Source organism: Larkinella punicea (assembly GCF_003334855.1).
Taxonomy (GTDB): Bacteria; Bacteroidota; Bacteroidia; order Cytophagales; family Spirosomataceae; genus Larkinella; species Larkinella punicea.
On sequence record NZ_QOWE01000008.1, the window covers coordinates 250641 to 267542 of the forward strand.

General features: G+C 50.1%; 14 protein-coding genes. 9 read left to right on the forward strand and 5 right to left on the reverse strand.

Annotation, left to right across the window (positions count from 1 at the left end):
• Nucleotides 1-11 precede the first annotated feature (11 nt).
• Nucleotides 12-545: an NUDIX hydrolase gene (locus DUE52_RS11825; RefSeq protein ID WP_114406216.1), complete on the reverse strand. Its 534-nt coding sequence runs from the start codon at nt 543-545 to the stop codon at nt 12-14.
• Between the two features lie 81 nt (nt 546-626).
• On the opposite strand from DUE52_RS11825, the gene DUE52_RS11830 reads away from it, so the two are divergent.
• On the forward strand, nt 627-1544 hold the full coding sequence (locus tag DUE52_RS11830; RefSeq protein WP_114406217.1) for a DUF2911 domain-containing protein: 918 nt from the start codon (nt 627-629) through the stop codon (nt 1542-1544).
• Nucleotides 1545-1743: 199 nt separating this feature from the next.
• Here DUE52_RS11830 and DUE52_RS11835 read toward each other — a convergent pair whose 3' ends face one another.
• Entirely contained in the window at nt 1744-3447 is a 1704-nt protein-coding gene (locus tag DUE52_RS11835) for a sodium:solute symporter family protein (protein ID WP_114406218.1), read from the reverse strand.
• Nucleotides 3444-3569 (reverse strand): hypothetical protein, encoded by a 126-nt coding sequence (locus DUE52_RS32950; RefSeq protein WP_262510987.1) that lies wholly within the window; start codon nt 3567-3569, stop codon nt 3444-3446. The genes DUE52_RS11835 and DUE52_RS32950 overlap by 4 nt, the downstream gene beginning before the upstream one ends.
• Before the next feature lie 174 nt (nt 3570-3743).
• Here DUE52_RS32950 and DUE52_RS11840 point away from each other — a divergent pair, with 174 nt between their 5' ends.
• Nucleotides 3744-4532 (forward strand): SDR family NAD(P)-dependent oxidoreductase, encoded by a 789-nt coding sequence (locus tag DUE52_RS11840; protein ID WP_114406219.1) that lies wholly within the window; start codon nt 3744-3746, stop codon nt 4530-4532.
• Nucleotides 4533-4590: 58 nt separating this feature from the next.
• Here the strand turns inward: DUE52_RS11840 and DUE52_RS11845 are convergent, their stop codons facing one another.
• A complete protein-coding gene (locus DUE52_RS11845) occupies nt 4591-6897 on the reverse strand; it encodes an OmpA family protein (RefSeq protein ID WP_114406220.1) in 2307 nt (768 codons plus the stop codon).
• A gap of 140 nt (nt 6898-7037) precedes the next feature.
• On the reverse strand, nt 7038-8408 hold the full coding sequence (tilS, locus tag DUE52_RS11850) for a tRNA lysidine(34) synthetase TilS (RefSeq protein ID WP_114406221.1): 1371 nt from the start codon (nt 8406-8408) through the stop codon (nt 7038-7040).
• 161 nt (nt 8409-8569) lie between these two features.
• Here tilS and DUE52_RS11855 point away from each other — a divergent pair, with 161 nt between their 5' ends.
• From DUE52_RS11855 to recN, 7 genes are all read left to right on the forward strand, one after another.
• On the forward strand, nt 8570-10663 hold the full coding sequence (locus DUE52_RS11855) for an OstA-like protein (RefSeq protein ID WP_114406222.1): 2094 nt from the start codon (nt 8570-8572) through the stop codon (nt 10661-10663).
• Nucleotides 10664-10851: 188 nt separating this feature from the next.
• Entirely contained in the window at nt 10852-11493 is a 642-nt protein-coding gene (locus tag DUE52_RS11860) for a T9SS type A sorting domain-containing protein (RefSeq protein ID WP_114406223.1), read from the forward strand.
• Between the two features lie 142 nt (nt 11494-11635).
• Nucleotides 11636-12520: an outer membrane protein assembly factor BamD gene (locus DUE52_RS11865; protein WP_114406224.1), complete on the forward strand. Its 885-nt coding sequence runs from the start codon at nt 11636-11638 to the stop codon at nt 12518-12520.
• A gap of 68 nt (nt 12521-12588) precedes the next feature.
• Nucleotides 12589-12909 (forward strand): DNA-directed RNA polymerase subunit omega, encoded by a 321-nt coding sequence (locus tag DUE52_RS11870; protein ID WP_114406225.1) that lies wholly within the window; start codon nt 12589-12591, stop codon nt 12907-12909.
• Nucleotides 12910-13029: 120 nt separating this feature from the next.
• Nucleotides 13030-14250 carry a bifunctional phosphopantothenoylcysteine decarboxylase/phosphopantothenate--cysteine ligase CoaBC gene (gene coaBC, locus DUE52_RS11875; RefSeq protein ID WP_114406269.1) on the forward strand — a complete coding sequence of 407 codons (1221 nt, stop codon included), beginning with the start codon at nt 13030-13032 and terminating at the stop codon, nt 14248-14250.
• Nucleotides 14247-15167 (forward strand): type IX secretion system protein PorD, encoded by a 921-nt coding sequence (porD, locus tag DUE52_RS11880; protein ID WP_114406226.1) that lies wholly within the window; start codon nt 14247-14249, stop codon nt 15165-15167. Before coaBC ends, porD begins: the two co-directional genes overlap by 4 nt.
• Before the next feature lie 51 nt (nt 15168-15218).
• Complete coding sequence (gene recN, locus DUE52_RS11885) at nt 15219-16883, forward strand: DNA repair protein RecN (RefSeq protein ID WP_114406227.1); 1665 nt, start codon at nt 15219-15221, stop codon at nt 16881-16883.
• Nucleotides 16884-16902 lie beyond the last annotated feature (19 nt).

Below are 16902 nucleotides of genomic sequence, written 5' to 3' on the forward strand. Positions count from 1 at the left end.
TTTTCGTTATTCTATTTTTTCTTAGTATTCATTCTATTTATTGATTTTTCAGTCGTCAATTTCTCAATTTCATCCACATTCACCCATCGAACCCCCTTCGTTTCCGCTGACTGAACGAATGGCTGGTCTGTTGTGGCCTCCAGTAAAAACCGGATGTCGTAGTGAAGGTGTTCAGGCTCCGAAGCTCTTGCCGGGATCGTATGGACGTCGACATCAAAAATGGCCGGGCTAACCACTTTTATATTCTGAAGACCGGTTTCCTCCCCGGCTTCCCGCAGTGCCACCCCGAGTAGATCCGGATCACCATCGGCATGTCCTCCGGGTTGAAACCAGCGGTCGAGTTTGGCATGATGAATAAGAACCACCTGTCGGCGGTCGGGGCTGACGATCCAGGCCGAACCGGTTACATGGCCGATGGCCAGATGGCGCTCGAAGCAGTCGCTGTGGCTCTTGACAAACTGAATAATTTGTTCCAGCATGGTGCTTTCTTCTTCATCGAAGGGCTGGTGATGCTGTAACAGCGTTAACAAAGGTTGACGGTGCATATTTGGGAATCGAGTTGGCAATGAAGAGAAAAAACTGCAATTTCGTCCTGATTTTACTACGACATACAATTAACTGAAACCATGAAAAAAATTTCCATTCTAGCCACACTGACGCTCGTTGCCCAGCTAGCCATCGCCCAGATTAAATTGCCGCAAGCCAGTCCGGGAGCAACGGTAATCCAGACGGTTGGCACCACGGATCTTACGATAACCTATTCGCGGCCCAGTTTAAAAGGACGGGCAGCCCTGGGTGCGCAAACACCCCTGGCGCCATTCGGCCAGCTCTGGCGGACCGGTGCCAATGGCGCTACCAATTTTAAAACGACAACGGACGTGATGGTGCAGGGCCAGAAATTGCCCGCTGGTACCTACTCCGTTTTTACGATCCCGAATCAAAGCGACTGGACGCTGATCTTCAATAAAAACCCAACCGCCAGTGCTGAAGAAGGCATTCCGAACGGGTACAAAAAAGAAGAAGATGCCGTTCGGGTGCAAATAAAAGCAGAAAAAGTGTCGCGCCCCCGCGAAACGTTCACCATCGACATCAGCGACCTGACCGATAGCACTGCCAACCTGAACTTCTACTGGGCGGATACGCGGGCTACGGCCAACCTCAAAGTCGATGTGATGGCCAACGCTCAGGCTAACATTGAAAAAGCCGTTGCCGACAAACCCGAAGATGCCGGTATTCTGCAAGCCGCTGCCAACTGGAACCTTTCCAAAAACCGCAACCTGGACCAGGCACTGGCGTGGGCCGATAAGTCGATCGGGCTGAAAGAAACCTATTCGAACCTGTGGATTAAGGCCCAAATCCTGTCAAAAATGGGCAAGGTAGCCGAGGCATTACCCCTGGCTCAAAAGGCACTTGTGGTCGGTGAAGCGTCCAATGATCCAGTTTTCCGATTCTACAAAGAGGGTATCCAAAAAGGGGTTGCCGATTACCAGGCTCTGATTCCAGTGGACACTAAAGTCCTGAAAGGTAAGAAGAAAAAAGCATAAGCTTTTGACAATCAATACCCAAAAAAACGCTTTCAATCATTGGAATTGAAAGCGTTTTTTATTTTTACATACAACTATACACCCCAAAAATAGTTTTCAGTATATTTGGACATGCCAACTGAACGCGTCCCAGGGCCGTATGCAACTGACTCTCGACATGCTCCTGGCGTACCTTCGGGAGCGTCAGTTGCCCTAAAAATTAAGAGGGAGTCGCCGTTTTCTTCGAAGGCATCACCTGTTCCAATAACCAGGCAATCCCGATTAACAGAACACAACCGATCACGTTCAACCACAGAAATGCGGTCAGTTCAGCCAGCCAGCACCAGACGACGAGCCCCTCGGTAATCACGGCGGCCCAGAAGGTGGCCTTCCCTCCTATGGATTTGACGTAAAAAGCCACCAGGAATATCCCCAGAATAACGCCGTAGAAAAGTGACCCCAGGATGTTGACGGCTTCAATCATGCTCCCCAGCTTGCTGGCAAATTGGGCCACAATGATGCAGAATACACCCCAAATGATGGTCGCCACCTTGGACGCCTTCAAATAATGCCCATCGGAATAGTCTTTGCAAAAAAGCCGTTTGTAAATATCGACCACCGTGGTGGAAGCCAGCGAACTGTAGGCAGCGGCAATCGACCCCATCGATGCACTGAAAATAACGGCAATCAGCAACCCGATCAAACCGTGGGGCAGAAAGTCGAGCACGAAACGGAGAAAAACATAATTGACATCACTCGTATCACCCACCGGGTTGTTCTTTTTAATCAGATCGACCACCTGCCCTTTCACGGCTTTGGCTTCCTCGTCGGTTTTCAGGATCACCGCCTTGGTTTGTTCAACGGATGCGTCGTTCCCATCAGAAAGTGCCTTATTTAGCGTTAAAACCGCCTTTTGGCGACGGGTGGCAATGGTTTGGTGTTCCGTTTCCAACTGTCGGTATTGATCCGCATATTGACTTTTCAGCAGTTGATCCGTTTCTACTTTATTGAAAAAAACCGGCGAGGGGTTGAACTGATAGAATACAAATACCAGCACACCCACCAGAAGGATCAAAAACTGCATCGGAACTTTCAACATCCCGTTGGCCAGCAACCCCAGTCGGCTTTGCCCAATCGATTGCCCGGTTAAATAGCGTCCCACCTGCGACTGATCGGTACCGAAATAAGACAGTTGCAGGAAAAAACCGCCAATCAGCCCTGACCAGAGGTTGTAGCGACTATCGGGGTCAAATTTGAGGTCAATGGTATTGAGCCGCCCGGCTTTTCCGGCCACTTCCAGCGCATCCATAAAACCGACATCCGCCGGCAGCAGATGCACCGTCATCCAGCCGGCAATAAACATGGCCACCGTCACGATCAGCATTTGCTGGAGGTGGGTGTAGGAAATGGCTTTGGCTCCACCCGTCACGGTATACACCAGCACAATACCGCCCATGATGATGTTGGTCCAGAAGATGTTCCACCCCAGAATGGTCGAGAGAATGATGGACGGCGCGTAGATGGAAAGACCCGTCGACAACCCGCGTTGCAACAGGAAGAGCAAAGCCGTAAAAACGCGAACCCGGGCATCGAACCGGGATTCCAGGTATTCATAAGCGGTAAAAACTTTCAGCCGGTGGAAAATGGGAACGAACGTAACAGCCAGTACAACCATCGCCAGCGGAAGTCCAAAATAAAACTGAACAAACCGCATCCCGTCCGTAAAGGCCTGCCCCGGTGTGGAGAGAAAAGTAATGGCACTGGCCTGGGTAGCCATCACCGACAGGCAAACGTGGTACCACGGCAATGATTGGTTGGCCAGCAGGTAGTCGCCCATGTTGCGATTACCCCGGCTACGAACCACCCCATAAACAATGATAATCGCCAGTGTGCCGGCCAGGATGAGCCAATCGAGACTGCTCATGAAAAATACCGCATAAACCCGTAAAACAAGATTATTTCGAGCAGCAAACTGCCAATGACAATGCTGTATAACTGGCGCCAGGAACGCACGAAGGGAGGTAAATCCGTAGAGTTTTGGGTCATTGTAGAACGGTGGTTGGTTCTTTCTTCTTTATGGCAACGAAAATAAGTAAATCTCTCGTATACAAATTACCTGTAGAGTCATTAAAACGATCCTACCTTATTTTTGAATTGTTCAATTTTAAGGATAGTTTGCAGACAGACTTTCCTCGATCACCCCACAAGATACGGTCAAATATGGCAAAACTACCCGGAAAAGACGCAGAGAAATCCGTTTTTGGTTTGGACGGCAAAGTGGCACTGATCACGGGAGCCAGTAAAGGAATCGGCGAGGCCATTGCCCGCATGTTTGCCCGGTTTGGAGCCAAAGTCGTGATTAGCAGCCGTCGGCAAAGCAGCCTCGACGGCGTTGTTGCCGAAATCCGGGAAGAAGGTGGAGAAGCCTGCGGCATTGCCGCCCATGCCGGTGACCACGACCAGCTTCGGCACCTGGTCGACAAAACCGTGGAGGTATACGGCGGCATCGACATTCTGGTCAACAACGCGGCTACCAATCCCATTTTCGGACCAACGATTGACTGCGATCTGACGGCTTTCGATAAAATCATGCAGGTGAACGTCAAGGCTCCTTTTGAGTTGAGTAAAATGGTGTATCCGATTATGAAAGCCCGGGGCGGTGGCAGCATCATCATGATGAGCAGCATTGCCGGCGAAACGCCCGATCCCGGTTTGGGCATGTACAGTGTTAGCAAAGCGGGTCTGAACATGCTGACCAAAGTCCTGGCCAAAGAATGGGGCGCCGACCACATCCGTGTCAACGCCATCTGCCCCGGTTTGATCAAAACCAAATTCAGTCAGGCGCTCTGGCAGGACGAAGCGATTCTGGCTCATTTTACCCACCGTTTGCCCATCGCCCGCATGGGAACCACCGACGAAATCAGCCCACTGGCCCTATTTCTTGCATCCGACGCATCGGCGTATTGTACAGGCAGTCTGTTCCACGCGGATGGCGGAACGTTGATTTGAAGAACGATCGGGTTTCCCCCCTCCGAATATCCGAAAACAGGCATTACACCATTAACCTTTACTTTCCGGCGGTTTCAGGACGATTGCCCTGAACCGACACAATTTTAAACTCAGTTCTCCGGTTTTTCTGGTGTTTACTTTCGGGACAGGCCACTTCATCCGTACAACCATTCAGGATTTCGGTTTCACCATACCCCTGAGCATCCAGCCTTGAAGGGTCTATCCCATGGTTAACCAGATAATCGACCGTGGCTCTGGCCCGGTAGGTCGACAATTGCAGGTTGTAAGCATCGTTGGCGCGGCTGTCGGTGTGCGACCGGAGTTCAATTTTCATTTCCGGGTATTTTTTCAGAAGCCGGGCTAAGTGATCCAGTTCCCGGGCGGCATCCGGGCGGATGAAAAACTTGTTGTAGTCGTAATAGATGTTCTTCAGCTCAAATACATCGCCCTCACCGTAAATACCCTGTTGCTTTTCAATCAGTTTGGGATTTTTTCCGGCCTTCATTTTCGGGATTTGTTCCGAATTAGCGGTATAGCGGTTTTTCTGTGTGGTCAACGTATAGGGTGCTCCCGGTTTCATCTCAAATTCATATTTCCCGTCCGTTCCGGTCACGACCTGCTGTTCGGATTTATCTTTATCGTTCCGCAAAGTCACCGTTACGCCCGGTGCGGGCTGCTGGTTTACTTCCGTTTTCACCGTTCCTTTTACCAGCGTATTTTCACTTTTTTCCAGGTAAATCGACACCGTCATCACCGGCCTTTCCGATTGCGTCATGGTTGAAAACCGGATGCTGTTGGGCGAATACCCTTCCTTAATGGCCTTAAATTCATAATCGACATTGGCATCGAGACAAAAGCTGGTTTTGCCATCGACCCCGGTAAAGCGTAAATCCTGATTTACTCCGGCTTTGATCACCCGAACATCGGCCACGGCGATGGGCTCGCTGGTTTTGGCATCGTAAACAAAAATGTTCAGTTGCTTGCAGGTCCGCCGGAAACTATAAATATTGTCGTCACTGACACCCCGTTTCCGATTGCTGCTGAAATAACCGGACGTCCGGTTCTTGGTGGTAATCAGGCCAAAATCATCCTTTTCCGAATTAATCGGATACCCCATGTTCTGAACGCCTTTAAAAGCGATTCCTTCCCGCAGTTCGGCATAAAACAGGTCGAGACCGCCCAATCCTTCGTGGCCGTCCGAGGAGAAGTAGAGATTACTGTTTTCGTCAACAAACGGAAACATTTCGTTGCCTTCCGTATTGATTTCCTTGCCCATGTTCACCGGCGACGACCATTGCCCGTCTTTGTACTCGACCACGTAAATATCGGTCCCGCCAAAACCGCCCGGCATATCCGACACAAAATACAGTTTGGTATCATCCGGTGACAAAGCCGGATGTCCGACCGAATAATCATTGCTGCAAAACGGGAGTTCCTCGACTTTCTGCCAACTCCCTTTGTTATTTTCAGCGATGTATAATTTCAGTTTACGGATGCCATCGTTACTTTTTCCGCCTTTCCCCTTGGCCGTGTTGTTGCGGGTAAAAATGATCCGGCTCTGGTCTTTGAAAAAAGTCATCGGCCCCTCGTGGTATTTCGTGTTGAGCGTCCGGCTGAACAATTCGGTTTTGGAAAGCGACTTTTCCTCCACGGGTGCAACCTCAACCGCGTCAGCCGTCGCATTGCTGCCACCCAGCGAAGCCGCCCGGGCCGCGAGTTCTGCGTTATTTTGCAGTTCAGCCGTATCGGGATAAAAATACAAGTCCAGAAACGGGGTTTGATTCCAGCCAAAAACCCGTTTGACCGGTCCCGTTTCATCGCGCGCTGACACAAAAGCCAGGCCGTTCTGATAATACATGGGGCTAAAATCAGCCTGACGGGAGTTGACCGGCAGAAATTCCACTTTATAGGAAGAAGAATCCTGAAAAAACCGGTTCATGTCCATGTAGGAAACCGTGAATTTCCGGCCCCGCAAGTCTTCATTCTGCTTTTCACCGTATTTGCTGTACAGTTTTTGCGAGTCGCGGTATTTGCCATTGGCGGCCAGTGCCTGGGCGTAGTAGAGGTAATTTTTGGAGTCGGTTTCGGGAAATTCCCGGATCAGATCGGCGTAGATTCGTTCGGCATTTTTCGTATCCTGCAACGCGCGGTAACTATAGCCCAGTTTGGTGTAAGCTTCCTGCACCTCAGCGGGGTCTTTCTTCTTATCAAGTCGCAAAAAATCTTCATACGCCCGGGCCGCATTCACGTAGGCCAAATTCTCGAACTGTTTGTTGGCCGCTTTCAGACGCGCACTTTGCGCCTGAACGGCCAACGCCACAATACTCAGGATGGCACTCAGCAGGGACAATCGTACGTATTTCATAGTGAATTGAAAGGGTTATCCAATGAAAGCATCAAAACGAATGCCAAAAATTGCTTGTACATCACATTAAAAGATACTAAAATCTCGTGCCTCAGCAATCGGTAACAAAAAAGGGTGACTATTTTTGAAGAATAATGGGGTTATTGCCCGACAATTCTGCGCTCAATTTTCAGAATTTTTCGAGTCTGACCAGTGACCCGAAACCGGTCATCGGGCCTGTATCCGATGAGCCAGGCGATTGCCTCACCCGCCACAACGACCCAGGCAGAACGCCGGTCGGTCAGGGAGACTTTCTGGTTGGTCAGAAAATTGCCAACCGACTGCTTGCCTTTCAGGCCGAGCGGCTGGAAGCGATCTCCGGTTTGCCAGCGCCGAATGGTCAACGGCCAGGAAATCCGGTCGGCATCCAGGCAGGCCACATCCGGATTGGGCGGAATCTGAAACCCGTTTAAAGACTCAATGATTTCGAACCGTAAAAAAAAGTGATCCGAAACCGACACCTCGCCAGTCGGCATTTCATTTAGAATAATCTCCTGATTGGCAACCGATTGTAATTCTGAAACAACCAGATAGTCGCGATCGCGAAGCACCTGGTGGGTCGCCGACTGGAATTTTTGCCCAAAACCGTCTCCCCGAACGGCTTCAGCAAGCGGGTCTATCTGAACATACTGAAAACCGTATGGTTTCAGCCATTCGGACAACCGAAACGCCCACTCCCGCTGGTTGAGGAGTTGCTGAATCGAAAGAAAGACGCCTTCCGGACGATTCTCGGCTATCTCCTCCCAAGACCGGCGCATTTCCTCTTCAAGCAGTTGGTCCGCTGATTGCAAGCGCGCAACGGTGGTTTGCAGGGTTTGCAACAGGCTGGGGTTCATTTCTTTCAGAATAGGAATCACCTGATGGCGAAGGCGGTTTCGGCGGTATTTGTCGGACGCATTGGAACTGTCTTCGCGCCAAACCAATTCCGTTTCCCGCGCATAGTCGCCAATGGTTTCACGATCGGCAAACCACAGCGGCCGGATGATGCGTCCCTGCCGGATGGGAATGCCCCGCAATCCGGTCAGGCCCGTACCCCGAACCAGGTTGATCAGGATTGTTTCCAGGACATCATCCTGGTGGTGAGCCGTCGCAATGCTGGCGTAGCCGTTCTCCTCTGCCAGTTGCTCAAACCACGCATACCGCAGGTGCCGGGCCGCCATCTGCGTCGAAATCCCCTGCTCTTCGGCCTGCTGTTTTGCCGGTAAACGGGTGGTATGAAACCGGACGCCATGCTGCTCCGCCAGGGCTCTCACAAAAGCCTCATCTTCATCGGATTCGGCCCCGCGCAACTGAAAATTGACGTGGGCGATTCCGTACCGAAAACCCGCCGTCCGAAACAACTCCGCCATCACCACCGAATCCAATCCGCCACTAACCGTCAGCAGGATGCAATCAGTTTGGCTAAAAAGTTGTTCTCTGTTAATAAAACTTAAAAACTGGTGGTCTATCGCCCGGTTTCGCGCTAAAGCCATAATTTTGTATCCGAAATAGTCTGAAATGCCGTTACGTCGGTTAAGGAGAAAAGTATTCCTAGTTAATCATTTAATCCGCGTAATCCCAGTTCAGATGATTCAGAAGATTTTTTTCCATGCATCGCAACCCTTTGAATAAAACGAGCGTCTATAGCAATAGAATGATTCACAAGCTCCTGGTCATGCTTCTGGTTTTGCTGGCCGGTTCAGCAAACGCCCAGCCTGGCAATCCGGCTGCGGGTGGCGCAACCGATATTGTAATTCTGAAACGGGCCGACCAACTGGAAGGCCTGCAATCGGGAACCGAAGAGATTCGTAAACTAATCGGTAACGTCGAGCTTCTGCACAAAAATACGCTGATGTTTTGCGACCGGGCGGTTCAAAATCTGACCACCAACGTCATTGAAGCTTACGGCAATGTACGGATGATTCAGGGCGATACGCTGAGTGTCAAAGGGGATACCTTGTTCTATTACGGGGCCAGTCGACAAGCCAATGTAACGGGGCGGACGGTGGTGTTGAAAGACCGGAAAATGACCTTGACTACCCGGCGGCTGGATTACGACATGGCCAACGGAATTGCCCATTATCCGGTAAAAGGCCGGATTGTTGACCGGGAGAATATTCTGACGAGCCGGGAAGGCTATTACAACACGCGGACGAAACTGTTTACGTTTCATGAGAACGTTAAACTGGTCAATCCGCAGTATACGCTGACCGCTGATTCGTTGCTTTACAACTCGTTGAGCAAAATTGCCACGTTTCAGGGGCCAACCAAAATTGTGAGCAAGGAAGGAACGCTGCTTGCCAAAGACGGAGATTACAATACCGTCTCGCGCCTGTCGAACTTCCAGCGCCGGGCCACCATTGAAACGGAGAAATATACGCTGACGGGCGATACTTTGTTTGGGAACAACGCCAACGATTATTACACCGCCCGTGGCAACGTCGTTCTTTTTGCGAAGGGAGATCAAACGATTTTGACGGGCGATTTCGGTCGATACAACCGAAAAGCCGGTGTCGCCCGCATGATTGGGCACGCCCTGGTCAAGAGCATTTCGAGTTCGGATACCTTGTTCATGCGGGCCGATACCCTCTGGTCGTTTGAACTACCCAATCCGAGATACAAAAAGGGGAAGGTCAACACGGATTCGACGTACCGGCGGCTGATCGGGCAGCGAAATGTCCTGGTTTTCAAGAATGATTTGCAGAGTAAATGTGATTCGATCGTGTATGAAACCGCAGACTCGACCATCTACTTTTTCAAGGATCCCATTGTCTGGAGCACGAATTACCAGATGGAAGGTGACTCGATAACGGCATTGATGAAAAATAATCGCATCCATAAAATGTTACTTCGGGGCCATTCGTTCGTCATATCACAAGATACACTGCTCAATTTTAACCAGGTAAAAGGCCGGACGCTGACCAGTTATTTTGCGTATGACAAGAAAAGTGATCGCTCCGACATCGATCATGTGGTGGTTGAAGGCAATGGGGAGAGTCTGTATTTCGCCGTCGATGACAATAACAAAATGGTGGGTATGAACCGGGTTTTGTGCAGTAAAATGACGATCCGGTTTGCGGACCGAAAGGTTAACAAAATTAGCTTTTACGGCCAGCCGGATTCCAAACTGGTTCCTCCCCAGGAATTAAAGGATGCGGACAAACAACTGGACGGTTTCAACTGGCGGATGGCCGAAAAGCCAACCAAAGCCCGGATTCTGGGATTACCGGAATCAACGACGCCCGCATCGGCAACGGTTTTAAGTGCAAAAACCGTCAAAAAAGCGGCAGCAGCCGTTTTGCCCGAAGCATCGGCGACGACCAAACGGGAGGTTCCGTTAAACGAATCAAAGATGAAAGGGTTGATCCGGAAAACGACGGAAAATACCGTCGGAACCGCACCCGTTAAAGAAGCGGTTTCGGTGAAAAAACCGGCACCCGTTCCGACGGTTGAACCGAAAAAGGAAATTAAAGAAGTCAAAACGGCCACCGTCCAGTCCGTTGATAATACGACCGCCGAGACCGTAAACCCAGCCTTGGTAAAAACGATACCCGAGGCAACGAAAACGGATTACAAACCGGCCGTTGGCAGTACTGAGCAGAAAGCGAAACCCGTAGACAGTTTATCGACGGAACCCTTGAAAAATACCATTTCAAAACCGGCACTTCGCCCCACGCCAGCGCCGGTGGAAGAGAGCGATCTGGAAAAGGAACTGAATAAAAAACCGGTTCGGAAAACCGGTAACTGATTGGGTGTCCTACGGTTTACAAAATAAATTTTCGAGTTTGTTTTAAACCTTTGGGGTAACAACCTGTTCTAACTGACAAAAAAGTATTTGAATTGCAATTTTTTGAGGAAGTGGTCGTTGACTTTCTCGTTTTTTTAAATATGTTTGTGATGGGGTATTATATCCACCCAATTATTGAATGAAATTATATGAAACAACCTGTACGTTTATATGCCTGGTTAACCGGATTGGCACTTCTGGTATCGCAGAGCCTGATGGCTCAGAGCGATAGCGGCAAGCCCAAAAGCCGGTTGGAGTTGGGGCAAAAACCCGCACCGACGAGTCGTGTGATTCACTCCCGCAACTTCCCCTTCCTGAAGCACCCCAGCGTTTCCAGTCTGGATCGTGGCGTCACTGCTCAGAAAAATACCGCCATCAACCAATTTTACCGCAACCAGCTTCTGCATACCTCGGCGGGTAAAACCCCGGTTCGCACCGCCAGTTCGGATACCGGCAACCTTTCAACCCCTGAAGCCCGCGTGTCGGCGGAAGAGACCCGGAAAGTAGAAGACTGGATGTATGCCAATGAACGGATCACGGTTTCGAATATTTACCCGAATCCAGCCAACGAAAGAGCCGAAATAGACTACCAGATTCTGGGTGGCGTAAAAGACGCTAAACTCATCTTTTACAATGTGTTAGGTGCTCCGGTGAAAGAGTATGTTCTGGACCGGAACGAGCGAAAAATTCGGATTGCAACCAGCGAAATGAATTCCGGTATGTACTTTTATCAACTGTCTCTGGAAGGACAGAAAATTGCAACCAAAAAGTTAATGGTCAGTCATCAATGACGATCGATATAAGGTTTGATAGGCAGTAGGCAGTTTTCCTGTTTACTGCTTATTTTTTTGCCTGGCAGCACCCTCAACGTCAGCACTATTTACGGGGAATGATCGTTAGTCTTACAGAGATTTTTATTAATTTTGCATCCTTATGCAGCATTGTTTGAAAGCAGGTACATTAGCGGTTGTGTTGTTGGTAATGATTACATCATGCAGCCCATTTCAGAAATTACAGAAAACGGGTACGGATGATCAAAAGTATCAGGCGGCTGTCACGTACTTTAAAAAGGGGGAATTTTACCGGGCGGGTCTGTTGTTTGAAGAACTGATTCCCATTCTGAAAGGAAGCACGGAATCGGAAATGGCCCAGTTCTACCGGGCTCACTGCGAATACCAGCAGCAGAACTACCAGTTGTCATCGTTTCACTTCAAGCAATTTTATGAAACCTTTGCCCGAAGCGATTACGCTCACGAAGCGATGTATTTCTATGCCCTTTCGCTCTACAAAGATTCGCCGAACTACAACCTGGATCAATCCAATACATTGACGGCTATGGCCGCTTTGCAGGACTTTATCAACGCCCACCCGCAGAGTCCTTTCCGGCAGGAATGTACCCAGTATATTGCCGTTCTACGCGATAAGCTAGAATTGAAGGCCTACGATAAAGCCAAACAATACTACAAGACCAGTGCCGCCAACATTGCCAATTACCGGTCGTCGGTGGTTTCCATTACCAATTTCCTCCGTGAATACCCGGATTCGAAATACAACGAAGAACTGGCCTACCTGCGCGTGGATGCGCAGTACAACCTGGCTAAAAATAGTTTTGCCGATAAACTGAAAGAGCGGCACCAGGAAGTGGTTACCTATTACCTGGCATTGGTGGATAAATTCCCGAAAAGCCCGGATCTAAAAAAAGCGGAGCGGATGTATGAAGACAGCCGCAAGGAACTGGAAACCATCGCTAATCAGGAAAAAGAGAAATTAAATCAACAACAAAAACCGGCCAAAGTCACAGCGACGACGGCCAATTAATCAATACCGGTTGGCCGAATTCACCAGCGTTCGGCGACTGAAAACCGAGAAGAGAAAACCAAAAAACTATGGCAAATAATCCTTCGATCATCACCCGCGATACCGATAAAATTGCGGCAGCAACGGGTAATCTGTACGAATCAGTATCGATCATTTCAAAACGGGCGCGGCAGATTTCGAGCAAAATGAAAGAAGAACTGAGCAACAAACTTTCAGAATTTGCGTCGGCTGTCGACAACCTGGAAGAAGTGTTCGAAAACCGGGAGCAGATTGAAATTTCAAAATACTACGAACGTCTACCCAAACCGACCACGGTGGCAACGGATGAGTTCCTGGAAGGGAAACTGCAATGGCGCACGGTTGAAGAAGACACGAGTAGCTCGCTGTAATTCTTTACGTTAGATTCAAAACGAACCGGAAAAGCACAGAGACCACGGAGAAAATCGCACCGGCGACCTCTCTCTGTGTCCTTTGTGCTTCTTCGGTTCGTTTTGTTTATCCTGTTTATCATGTCCCAATTGACCGGAAAAAAGATTCTGCTGGGTGTAACGGGGAGCATCGCTGCGTATAAAGCCGCCCTGCTGATCCGGCTTTTGATCAAGTCGGGAGCCGAAGTGCAGGTGATCATGACACCCGCGGCCAAAGATTTCATCACACCCCTGACACTGGCCACGCTGTCGAAACGCCCCGTTTTTTCGGAGTTCATCCAGTCTGGCGGACAGGGCGAAGGGCAGTGGAACAACCACGTCGAACTGGCTCTTTGGGCCGATTTGCTGGTTATTGCGCCGGTGTCGGCACACACGTTGGCGAAATTGGCCCACGGATTTTGTGACGATTTGCTGTCGGCGGTTTATCTATCAGCGAAATGCCCGGTTTTTCTGGCTCCCGCCATGGATCTGGACATGTATCGCCACCCCACGACCCTGGAAAACCTCCGGCGTCTGGAATCCTTTGGCAATCACCTCATTCAGGCCGAACACGGCGAACTGGCGAGCGGACTGGTGGGCGAAGGCCGGCTGGCAGAACCGGAACACATTGTGAATGAACTGGAACGACATTTTGCCCACCGCCCGGTTTTCAGACACAAACGAATACTGATTACGGCTGGTCCCACGCAGGAACCCATCGATCCGGTTCGCTTTATCAGCAACCACTCGAGCGGCAAAATGGGCTATGCCATTGCCCACGCTTTTGCCCAGGCCGGAGCCGACGTTACGCTCGTCAGCGGCCCCACGGTGCAACCCCTCCCCGATCCGGCCATCCGGCGCATAGCGGTACGCTCGGCCCGGGAAATGTTTGAAGCAACGGCGGAAGAATTTCCGAAAGCGCACGTGGTTGTGCTGGCAGCCGCCGTGGCCGATTACACCCCATTGCAACCCGCCGACCAGAAAATAAAGAAAAAGGAAGCGGTTTTTGGGTTGGAAATGACCAAAACCGTCGATATTGCTGCCACCCTGGGGCAGCAGAAACGCCCGGATCAGATCATAGTCGGTTTTGCACTGGAAACCAACGATGAACTGGCCAATGCGCTGGGAAAACTTCGGGCCAAAAAATTCGACCTGATCGTTCTGAATTCTTTGCGCGATCCGGGAGCCGGTTTTGGGCACGATACCAACAAAATTACCGTTATTGACAAAGACGAGCGGATGTATGAATTTGATCTGAAATCGAAGGACAAAGTGGCCGAAGATTTGCTCAATCTCGTTCAGGAACAGTTATCGATGGTATGAAATTTCAATCCTTATTGCGAAGTGTTGCGGTATTCATCGGCCTGTCGACCCAAACCGGTCTGGCCCAGGAACTCAATTGCCAGGTGACGGTGAATTTCAACCAGGCCCAGTCGACGCAAATCACCGACCGTCAGGTTTTCCCCCAACTTCAGAGTTTCATTACGGATTTCATCAATACCCGCCGTTGGACTACCGATGCGTTCAATCCGGAAGAACGCATCAACTGCAAGCTAATTATTGACATTCTGAAAGTTCCCGCTCAGAATGTCTACCAGGGTCGTGCGCAGGTCATTGTTACCAGACCGGTGTATGGCAGTAATTATGAGACCGTTACACTGCGTTACATCGACAATTCGTTTGATTTTCCATACCGCCCGAACGATGCAATGTTTTTTAACGAAAATACCAATTCCAGTGAGTTAACGTCTTTGCTTGCTTTTCATGCGCTCATCATGCTGGGTGTCGACTATAACACCTTCAGCAAGCAGGGTGGAAAACCGTTTTTTCAACGGGCTTACAATGTGATGACCCTCGCGAATCAACGAGCCGATGCTGGTGGGGCGTGGACAGCCAAGGGCGACATCCGCAACCGGTACTGGCTGATCGAAAATCTGCAAAGCCAGCAGTTTATTCCCTACCACGACGCCTTGTATACCTACCACCGCCAGGCGTTGGATACCTTCACCACCAACCCATCGGGGGCGCGACAGCAGATTTTGGGCGTTTTGTCGACCCTCCAGCAGGTCAGTCAGCAGCGGCTCAATTCCGTGGTGATCAACACGTTTTTTGATGCCAAGGGCGAAGAACTCTTTAACATCATGAACGAGGGTCCGCGCGATGAGCGGCAAAAAGCCTTCACGCTTCTTTCCACCCTCGACCCGGCCAAAACAGAAGTTTACCGGAAGTTACTCAGATAATTCATGGGTAAACGTTTACTTCGCATTCCGGCTTCTTTTTAGAATCTTGCCATGCTTTCGCATTTACTGATCAAAAACTACGCCCTGATAGAACATCTGGAAATGGATCCCGATACCGCACTGAACACCATTACGGGTGAAACGGGGGCGGGAAAATCCATCATGCTGGGTGCCATTGGTTTGCTGATGGGTAATCGGGCCGACACCAAGGCACTCTATAATCCGGACGAAAAATGCGTAATCGAAGGGCTTTTCAAGGTATCAGGCTACCTCATTGAGAATCTATTCGAAGAGGCTGACCTCGATTACGACTCAACCTGCGTGGTTCGGCGGGAGATCAGCCCGAGCGGAAAGTCCCGCGCTTTCGTGAACGATACACCGGTGACGCTCGATATTCTCCGGCGGGTAACGAGCCATTTAATGGACATTCATTCGCAGCATGATTCCATTCTGCTGGGGTCGAATGAATACCAACTGGAAATTGTCGACACCTACGCCCAAAACGACGCCCTGTTGCGCCAATACCGCATCGATTACCGCACCTATCGACTCAAGCAGGAAGCCTACGAGCGCCTGCTGTCCGAAACGGCGACGATGAAAAAGGAGTTCGATTACAACAGTTTCCTGTACGAAGAACTTCATAAACTGGAATTACAAACCGACGAACAGGAGTTGCTGGAACAGGAACTCACGATTCTGGAAAACGCCGAAGACATCAAAGAGCGGCTTCAGCTCTCTTCTGATTACCTCGACAATGCGGAGCAATCGGTCGTTGTTTACCTCAAAAATGTGGTTAACAACCTGAACTACGTCACCCGCCTGACGGATCGGTTCAGCCAGCTTCGGGACCGGGCGCAAAGCGCACTGATCGAACTGCGTGACCTCGCCAATGAAATAAATACCGAAGAGGATAACATCGAGACCAACGATGCACGGGTCGAAGTGATTCGGGAGCGACTGAATCTGATTTATCAGTTACAAACCAAACACGCGGTAAAGACCGTCGCCGAACTGCTGGTTATTCAGGCAGATCTGGAGAAAAAAGTCAGTAAAATTCTGAATTCCGATGCTGAACTGGCATTGGCCAAAGCCGAAAACGAAGCGGCTTTTGAGCAACTCATGACGAGTGCCGATGCCCTTTCTGCGTCACGCCGGGAAGCAAACCCCGAAATTGAGGAGCGGGTGGGCAGTTTGCTGGCCGACCTGGGCATGCCCAATGCTTCGTTGAAAATCAGCCTGGAAGCCGGCAAGCCGACCGACACGGGTGTCGATACGGTTTCTTTCCTGTTCAGTGCCAACAAAGGCGTCAAGAACCAGCAATTGAAAAATGTCGCTTCAGGAGGGGAATTTTCCCGGTTAATGATGGCGATTAAATACATTCTGGCCAGCAAACGTTCGCTGCCGACGATTATCTTTGACGAAATTGATACGGGCGTCTCCGGCGAAATTGCGATCAAAATGGGAAACATGATGCGCGACATGGCACACAGCCACCAGATCATCGCCATTACACACCTGCACCAGATTGCCGCGCAGGGCAAAGCCCATTACTTTGTGTATAAAGACAATTCCGGCAATCGTACCGTGAGCCGGGTGAAAAAACTTAGTTTTAACGAACGGGTTCAGGAAATCGCCCAGATGATCGGCGGAAATAATCCGTCGGCCAGCGTTTTGAAAAATGCAAAAGAACTGCTATCGCAGAAAGCGTCGTCCTGAATGAAAACCCACCGATTTA